We start from the raw sequence: 8,030 nt of genomic DNA on the forward strand, positions 1-8,030 counted from the left end.
TTCTTGTTGAAATAAGTCTAGGACTAACTATCAGAACACCCAATGGATTTCAAATACGAACAGGTGTCAATCTCGGTCTATGGCTTTCGTCGTCTGAAAAAAGAGGCCTTGAAAGAGAGCAGTTTATTGTTCGGTCAAATTTCGACACTATCAGCTCCACTGGATTTGACCACAGCAGGTTGCCCATAGATGAAGTGCAGTTCTGGGATGATAACGGCAAAAAACAGGCCGATCCCTTCAAACTCATGCACAATGCGATAAATTGAACTATCGGATCCAACCTCAGGGTGATTGTCAATCTGCACATTATCCGATCACACTACTTTTTTTCCCCTGGATCTAATTCACTGTGGGCAGATTCCCGGGAACAGGAAAAACTGGTGAGCCTTTGGGAACAACTGTCAGCTGAACTGCATCAATTCCTTGTTGATTTTGTTGCATATAGGACTTGACGGATATATTCAGGGAAAACAACATCGCATTCTGCCATTAAAATTACAATGCGGATTTTCCAATTGTCGGGGAGATTTCAACACCAATGCATCCGTTGGTCGATATACTAACCAAGTGAGTTGTGCGGTGCAGGAAAGTTTAAAGTATAAAACAAGTACGCTGAGACATTAGAACCTTAGGCACATTGGCAGGTCGTGCACTTGCTACAGACACTGTATGCCATTGATCTTGTTTGGCCTAACGACTACATGTCATATACAAATCTCTAAACGTCAAGCGCATATAGCTAAAGGTTGCATTCTATTGAACATAAAGGAGCTTATAGACTACAGATATGGAAGGTTATGTTAAAAGCGTGAATGTTGTTTATTCTACCCAAAGTTGACATTATAACTTCGTCCGGCTCTTCCTTTTCAACAAGAGGTGGCAGAGGCTTATATTACACCTGTTTCTGAGCCGCAGCATAGCCGTGCCTCGTCCTGTAAAAAAACGGCAGTTTTTTACGTAGTTTTCTATCAAGTTTATACCCCCTTATTGGAGTTAGCTATGAACGCTTGAATACGTTTTTGAAATAACATAAAGCTAATTCAACCACGATTGCCGAGGGTGGGAAGTTTCACACTTGGTAACGCAGATTTTATTGTTTAACCATCTCAATCATATGATTGATTACATGCGTATGCTCTTTCTGAGGGCTAAACATAATGATTTCTGCATCTTGATTGACCTTTACATTATGTCCTGGAGGCCAGTAAAATAAGTCTTTTGCATTAACACTCTCCTCGATACCATCAACGTTTGTTGTAGTAATTTGACCACTTAAAACATATCCCCAGTGAGGGCATTGACACAAGTTGCCTTCCAGCCCGATAAACAAAGGGGTTGTATCTACTCCTGCAGATAGACTAAAATACTCCCCGCTGATTTTACCATATCCGCTAGCATCACCAAAATCAGTTCTTTGGCGAACAGTAGCTCCGGGAATCTCCATTTTGACTTCAATATTGTCTTTTGAAACTTTCATAATTGTTGTTATTAGTTATTCTGGATAGATATATAAATGTGGGGAGGCTATTCGTGTTTTAATTATTCATTCTTTTTAAGTTAAGATCTTTGATTACTACTTAAGTATTACATCAGGACGAAGTTAAAGTGCTGGGAACAATGTTCTGGTTAGTCCGGAAGAGATTGGCAGGGTCATACTTTGTCTTTACTTCTACCAGACGCTCGTAGTTAGGCCCGTAGGCAGCCCGGACACGATCAGTCTCTTCCTCCGTCAGGAAGTTGACATAAACACCGCCCGTTGCAAAATTTGCTGTGTCACGGAACAAATTACGGGCCCAACTGATGCCAGCTTCATCCTCGGCAGGTGTTTCCCACCGGCCATGTACGTTCATCAGGAAGTCTGAACTACGGTGAGGGTATGCTGTTTCTTCTTCTCCTACACGGTTCATCTGCCCACCCATCAGACCCAGGAAGATTTCAGTGTGAGGCGATGGGATCTCGTTGATATAGTTAATAATCACGTCAAATAGTCCGTCGCTCAACGCATCAAGGTTATGAGACTTCCAGTAGTTGCGTGCTCCGGCTGTGAGTAGCGGGTCAAAGGCCTGCTGCCATCCGGCATAAGGGTGCGGTCCTATCACATCGGCAATAGGATTACCAAAGCTCCGCAAGGGTTCCAGAATGCGCTCACCTTCGTCCAAATCGCCTCCATGGAAGGCGGCAAGCACTACGACCGCTTTGCCATGCCATTCGGCAGGTATGAATGGGAGAGGCGGTGCTAACCTTAATATAACCCACACAGCAGTTTCGTTTGGCAAACCGGACGTGAACTCTCGGTAGAATTGCAGTACCTGCTTTGCATCCTCGAAGGGGTGAATGATAAGCCCGGACAGAATTTCGGGGCCCACCGGATAAAGCTGAAACTCAAACGAGGTGACGATTCCAAAATTACCGCCGCCACCTCGTATGGCCCAGAAAAGGTTGGGGTTTACATCCTGGCTTGCCTGCATTAGCTGACCGTCGGCTGTCACGACATCGGCAGAGAGAAGGTTGTCTATGGTGAGGCCGTACTTGCGGCTGAGCCAGCCGAAGCCGCCACCGAGGGTAAGCCCTGCTATCCCGGTAGTGGAGTTAATTCCAGTTGGTGTGGCGAGCCCGAAAGCCTGTGCTTCATGGTCAAAGTCCGCCAGTGTGCAACCTGGCTCCACGCGCGCAGTACACTTTACTGCATTAATACGGACAGCATGCATGGGTTTAAGGTCAATCATTAGACCTCCGTCGCACACAGCGCTTCCTGCAATGTTGTGGCCGCAGCCGCGCACGGAAACATGCAGCTCGTGATTTCGGGCGAAGTTGACGGCCCGGATAACGTCTGCTGCTCCATTGCAGCGCACGATTAAGCCAGGGCGACGGTCTATCATACCGTTCCAGACTGCCCGAACTTCGTCATATTGTGTAGAATTGGGGGTGAGGAGTTCGCCGTGAAGGCTTTTTGAAAAATTGGAAACATCCTCTTCCGAAAGCGCAATGGTTGACCCATCAAGCCTGCCTATTGAATACGTGCTCATTATTACCTACTTTATATGGGTTGATAAGATTTTTACTTTTAAGTAAAATTGACTAAGGGTAGAGGCAACTATAAACAGGCGGACCTTTTAGAGAAGATCCAGAGGTACATCTATAATTGTACGTTAACAATTTTATAATGAACTAAATTGTTCTATAAAATAACTACAAGGTATTTTTTTATATAAATAGTGATAGTTTAAAGTAAGCACATGAAGTCGTGATGCGGATATCATCGAGTCACTGCTGTGTCTTGAAATTACTGATAAGTTAGACGTGGTGGGGGACCTGCAGACGTGGGTGCGCAATAAGACGAGGAGTTTGGGCAATGACGCACCTTAGACCAGCCTTGAAGGGACGAGGATGCAGGTAACAACAGGTATCGAATTACATAAAGTGGAACAGTTGCGGCCTGCATAGGAGCAAAGCATGATAAACTAAATCAATATTATCTTATCAAGCAGTGGTTAATCACGTTAAATAATTAGTAGGGGTTTTGTTTACCTACACATCATGTTCAACCTTTTAACCTTTTCAGATGCCTAAATCCCGTCAGTTGGCTGCTATTATGTTTACTGACATTGTCGGCTACACAGCACTGATGGGCAATGACGAGCAGAAGGCGTTTAAGATTCTAGACAGAAACCGCAAACTGCAGCAACCACTTATTCAGAAGCATAGAGGAAGGCTGATAAAAGAACTAGGAGACGGGGTGTTGGTCAGCTTCTCTAACGCTGCCGATGCGGTGCTGAGTGCCATCGCTATTCAACAGGCTTGCGCTGGTTTAACTGATCTGAAGCTTCGCATCGGCATCCATCTGGGGGACGTGGTATTTGATGACAATGATGTTTTCGGCGATAGCGTCAACATCGCCTCACGGCTGCAGACGTTGGCGCCAGAGGGCGGTATATTGATTTCAGAGCAGGTGTATAAGAATGTGGCCAACAACAAAGGCGTAGTCACCAGACTGGTGGGCGATGAGGTACTCAAAAATGTAAAAGAGCGTGTCCGGGTGTACGAAGTGAACCCGAACGGCAGGCAAGATGAGCCAAAGTGGCTGATGCATAGAACAAAAAAAGCAGCCCCGCCGAAGAGCATTGCCGTGTTGCCTTTTGTAAACATGAGCAATGACCCGGAACAGGATTATTTCAGTGATGGCATAGCCGAGGAAATCACTAACTCGCTGTCACACTTAAAGGACCTGCAAGTGGCCGGCCGTACCTCTTCTTCTCAGTACAAAGGAGCAAAAGTAGATTTGAGGGAAGTAGGGAAAAGACTGGGCGTGACCACCGTGTTGGAGGGCAGCGTGCGGAAGCAGGGAAACCGGCTGCGCATCACTGCCCAGTTAATCAATGCCTCAGACGGGTTCCATCTGTGGTCAGATAAGTATGACAGGAACATGGATGACATTTTCGCCATACAAGATGAGATAGCACTGGCTATAACGGATCAGTTAAAAGTAACTTTTTTTGAGAACGACCGTGAACTTGTCACCAAATCTCCAACTCAAAATGCAGCGGCCTATGAGTTGTATCTGAAAGGCATGTTTCAAATAAACAGGCGTGGAAGCTCCATTTTGATAGGTTTGGAGTATTTCAAGCAAGCTATTGCCATTGACCCGGAGTATTCCCTGGCATATACAGGTTATGCAGATGCGCATGTATTAGGATCTTTTTATGGTTATTTTCCTGGAACTGAGGTAATGCCGAAAGTGAAACAAGCGACAGATAAAGCTATAAAGCTGGATGATTCCCGCTGTGAGTCTTACTGTACCCTGGCCAGTTATTATGTAGTGCTTGAATGGAACTGGGCGGAAGCAGAAATAAATTTCGCGAAATCCATAGAAAGGAATCCTAAATTTGCCCAAACGCGGGCCTTATATGGCATGTCATATCTAGCCTTCCACCGGGGCAGGTTTCATGAAGCGGAAAAGCAGGGTAGGTTAGCTGTGAAGTTAGCCCCTTTGAGTGCCATTGTGTATGCTGATTTATCGTGGACGCTCTATATTGAACAAAAATTTGAAGAAGCGCTCACTGTTGCTCAAGCAGGCATCGAACTTGACAACAACTCATTCCTGGCCCATCGTATAGCTGGTCTTGCTTACTGGGGTTTAAAGCGTTATGAAGAGGCTCTTGAAACTTTTAACTATTTACTTAAGATTTCAAACCGGCATCAACACGTGGTAAGTTGTCTGATTTGGGTTCATTGCAGTATCGGGAACAAAGAAGAAGCAGAAGTACTGATGCATGAACTGGAAACGAAAGCAATGACAGAATATATAGCCGGTACTCATTTAAGCTTATCTGCCGACTGGCTAGGCAATTTAGAAAAGGCATTACTTTACCTGTAAAAGGCTTACAATGAGCATGATCCAATTATAGTTATCCTCAAAAAGGAACCCTCTGTTCCGGCTTTACTTCGAAAGAATGCACGTTTCCGGAGTGTGATAGATAGTATTGGTGTTCCAGAGAAAACGAGTGATAGAATATCCTGACAGCGACAGTTTTATGTCTAAATGAATTAAGTTCTTACATCAACAGCGTGTCAATCCTATGTGCCTGGACCATTTCCTCGCACGGTGACCAGGCAAAAGCTGTAAAGCGACCATCCTGTGATGCTACCAGCGCGATGGTATCCTGCTGATCATGCACGAACTGTGCCGCCGACATGTGCTGGGTCCCCCGTTATGTGTTGGACGAACAATAGTGGCTTCAGAGCCGACGACCGGCTCGGTCACCACAATCTGCTCCACCGGACAGCTTCCGACTGGTCGGCTTATTTTGGCACCGAAAGCGATTAGCTCAAACTCATCGTTGATAATGCTTGCGCTGTCTACAGCCGTGAGTCAGGCAATGTAGGCCTTTCCCACCAGGTGCTTTTCCTGGGGCAGCACTTTTCCAAAAGCCGGACACTCATCGGTACATAGCCAGCCGATGTCCAATGACTGGTTCTGCCGGTAAAGCCTTCTCACGGTGTGGTAGCTGCGATTTACCCAGTTCCAGGCCAGCACCTCGTCTGTCTCCGGGGCATAGGCGTAAAACAGCCACCTTTTGCGCTTCCTGCGCTGGCCGACAAAAGTCTATACCTCATCTATCTATACTGATTCATAGGTATTTATCCGAAGCCGGACTTGGCAATGGTCAGCCTGCTGGTCAAGCCACCTGCACACGGTCTGCCGTTGCACGTCCGTCACCTCCTTGATGTCGCGGATGCTGCAGTTGCGCACCAGCATATGCAGCACAAGCAGTTTTACATTCGGTCGGCAGCCAGTTTTCTGGTAGGCGTGCTGAAACAGCTTGCCGCACCCACGGCACAGAAAGTTCTGCCTGCCCGTGCGCTTTACGCCTTTTCTCACTACCTTCATAATGCGCCACGTGGCAGCATAGAAAATGTACAAAAAGAACGTTAGCTTACCTGATGTATGTAGGAATTAATCCTAACCCTGTATTTTCACGCGCTGGCCAGACTCTGCGGCTTTATAGATCGCTTCCACTATCCGGATGTCGCGGAGGCCTTCCTCGCCTGGCACCAGCATCGGGTTGTTCTGCATTATAGCCATGGCATCATCGTCCATTTGCTTTGCCTGCTGCCACGGCACCTCGTACGGGTGGTAGATTATGCCGAGCGGGCTGCTGCCTTTTATACCGGCATAACTCTGGAACGGCTCCATCTTGATGTCACCTTTCTCGCAGGCGATGTTCAGGTAGTTGATGTTCTCACCGAAGCTGGTCTTGATGTCGGCGACCACACCACCTGGAAACTCTAGCTTTGCCACTGTTGTCTCGTCAACGTTAGTGTATATCTCAGGGCGCGTAGTGGAGATATTTGCCGATGCAATGGCGGTAGGCTCCAGGCCTGTTCCCAGTCGCGCACCTTGTATGGCATACACACCCATGTCGTAGAGCGCGCCCCCGCCCAATTCCTTTGTTTGCTTCCAGTGGTTTGTGCGGTTCTCGCGGTAGCCGGCGCCGCAGCTTGCCTGCTTCACCTTACCCAGCAGCTTCTGGTTCACGATACGCATGTACTCCTGCGTATTGGGCTCGTGCTGCAGGCGGTAGCCTATGGCCAGTTTCTTCTTGTTTTTGTTGCATGCCTCAATCATCTCGCGGCATTCCTGTTCCGTCATGGCCATTGGTTTCTCGCACCACACATGCTTACCGGCATTTGCTGCCCGCACGGTATACTCGTGGTGCATAGATGGGGGTAGCACCACGTACACCACATCTATATCGGGGTTGTTAGCAATCTGGTCGAAAGTCTGGTAGTTATATATGTTTTTGTCGGGGATGTTGTACTTCTTCTTCCACTCCTCGGCCTTAGAGGGGGTACCCGTCACGATGCCGGCGAGGTAGCAATTCTTCGTCTGCTGCAGGGCCGGTGCCAACAGATCGGTGCTGTAGTAGCCCAGGCCTACCAGCGCCACACCGAGGCGGTCTTTTTGCTGGCGTGTGGCCGCCAGTAGCGCATGTGGTGAAAAAAGAGCGGCGGTAGTACCTAACGCAAGGCTTTTTAGGACGTCGCGGCGGGAGGAGGTAAATGTCATGGCTTCCGTTTTTTGTTTTATATAGGTGAAGATATTTTTTTTAAACTACCGGAGTTATATCTACTGCTAGTTTAATTATAAAACCTGATGTTTCCATACGAAAAGGGTTAACATTTAGCTGTATGTCAGTTATGACCTCCCCCCGGTAAACCAGGCCAGTTAAAGTATAGGAAACGGGCGATTTAGAGAACTAAAACGCAACAAATTGCCTTAGAAAATCTGAGTTTACTGAGGCGCAGATAGTTTAAGATATTTATTTCTGCCTTGATTTAATATGTACCAACTGTACAGAGCCTATATCATTATCTGTATGGATATGCAATGGTGACAGATGGATATAATACTCCCTTGATTTAGGGCCACTACTTTAATTGACGTATAACATTTAACTTAGTGGAACAATGAAAGGAACAAGAAGGAAATTCAGCGCGGTCTTCAAGGCCAAAGTAGTCCTAGAGGCACT

The 8,030-nt window shown here is 46.9% G+C and carries 5 protein-coding genes and 1 pseudogene; 1 reads left to right on the forward strand and 5 read right to left on the reverse strand.

The annotated features are described in order from the left end of the window. Nucleotides 1-1,090 precede the first annotated feature (1,090 nt). Together E1919_RS17260 and E1919_RS17265 are read right to left on the reverse strand one after the other, a co-directional pair. On the reverse strand, nt 1,091-1,477 hold the full coding sequence (locus tag E1919_RS17260; RefSeq protein ID WP_162054658.1) for a cupin domain-containing protein: 387 nt from the start codon (nt 1,475-1,477) through the stop codon (nt 1,091-1,093). Between the two features lie 112 nt (nt 1,478-1,589). After that, complete coding sequence (locus tag E1919_RS17265) at nt 1,590-3,026, reverse strand: FAD-binding oxidoreductase (protein WP_162054659.1); 1,437 nt, start codon at nt 3,024-3,026, stop codon at nt 1,590-1,592. Between the two features lie 536 nt (nt 3,027-3,562). Between E1919_RS17265 and E1919_RS17270 the strand changes: the two genes are divergently transcribed. After that, complete coding sequence (locus E1919_RS17270) at nt 3,563-5,374, forward strand: adenylate/guanylate cyclase domain-containing protein (RefSeq protein ID WP_162054660.1); 1,812 nt, start codon at nt 3,563-3,565, stop codon at nt 5,372-5,374. A 178-nt stretch (nt 5,375-5,552) separates the two neighbouring features. Here E1919_RS17270 and E1919_RS27360 read toward each other — a convergent pair whose 3' ends face one another. The 3 genes and pseudogenes from E1919_RS27360 to E1919_RS17285 form a co-directional block, all read right to left on the reverse strand. Further along, complete coding sequence (locus E1919_RS27360) at nt 5,553-5,693, reverse strand: hypothetical protein (RefSeq protein WP_202915931.1); 141 nt, start codon at nt 5,691-5,693, stop codon at nt 5,553-5,555. Between the two features lie 185 nt (nt 5,694-5,878). Beyond that, nucleotides 5,879-6,388 (reverse strand): annotated as a pseudogene (locus E1919_RS28260) (IS1 family transposase); the annotation flags it as partial. A 72-nt stretch (nt 6,389-6,460) separates the two neighbouring features. After that, nucleotides 6,461-7,567 carry a Gfo/Idh/MocA family protein gene (locus E1919_RS17285; protein ID WP_162054662.1) on the reverse strand — a complete coding sequence of 369 codons (1,107 nt, stop codon included), beginning with the start codon at nt 7,565-7,567 and terminating at the stop codon, nt 6,461-6,463. Nucleotides 7,568-8,030: the final 463 nt, after the last annotated feature.

Origin of the sequence: Pontibacter pamirensis, assembly GCF_010015475.1 — a bacterium.
Classification (GTDB): domain Bacteria; phylum Bacteroidota; class Bacteroidia; order Cytophagales; family Hymenobacteraceae; genus Pontibacter; species Pontibacter pamirensis.

Bases quoted from the DNA above. Each gene is read 5' to 3' on its own strand.
- E1919_RS17265 (WP_162054659.1), bottom strand. From the start codon at position 3,026: ATGAGCACGTATTCAATAGGCAGGCTTGATGGGTCAACCATTGCGCTT.
- E1919_RS27360 (WP_202915931.1), bottom strand. From the start codon at position 5,693: ATGTCGGCGGCACAGTTCGTGCATGATCAGCAGGATACCATCGCGCTG.
- E1919_RS17260 (WP_162054658.1), bottom strand. From the start codon at position 1,477: ATGAAAGTTTCAAAAGACAATATTGAAGTCAAAATGGAGATTCCCGGA.
- E1919_RS17285 (WP_162054662.1), bottom strand. From the start codon at position 7,567: ATGACATTTACCTCCTCCCGCCGCGACGTCCTAAAAAGCCTTGCGTTA.
- E1919_RS17270 (WP_162054660.1), top strand. From the start codon at position 3,563: ATGCCTAAATCCCGTCAGTTGGCTGCTATTATGTTTACTGACATTGTC.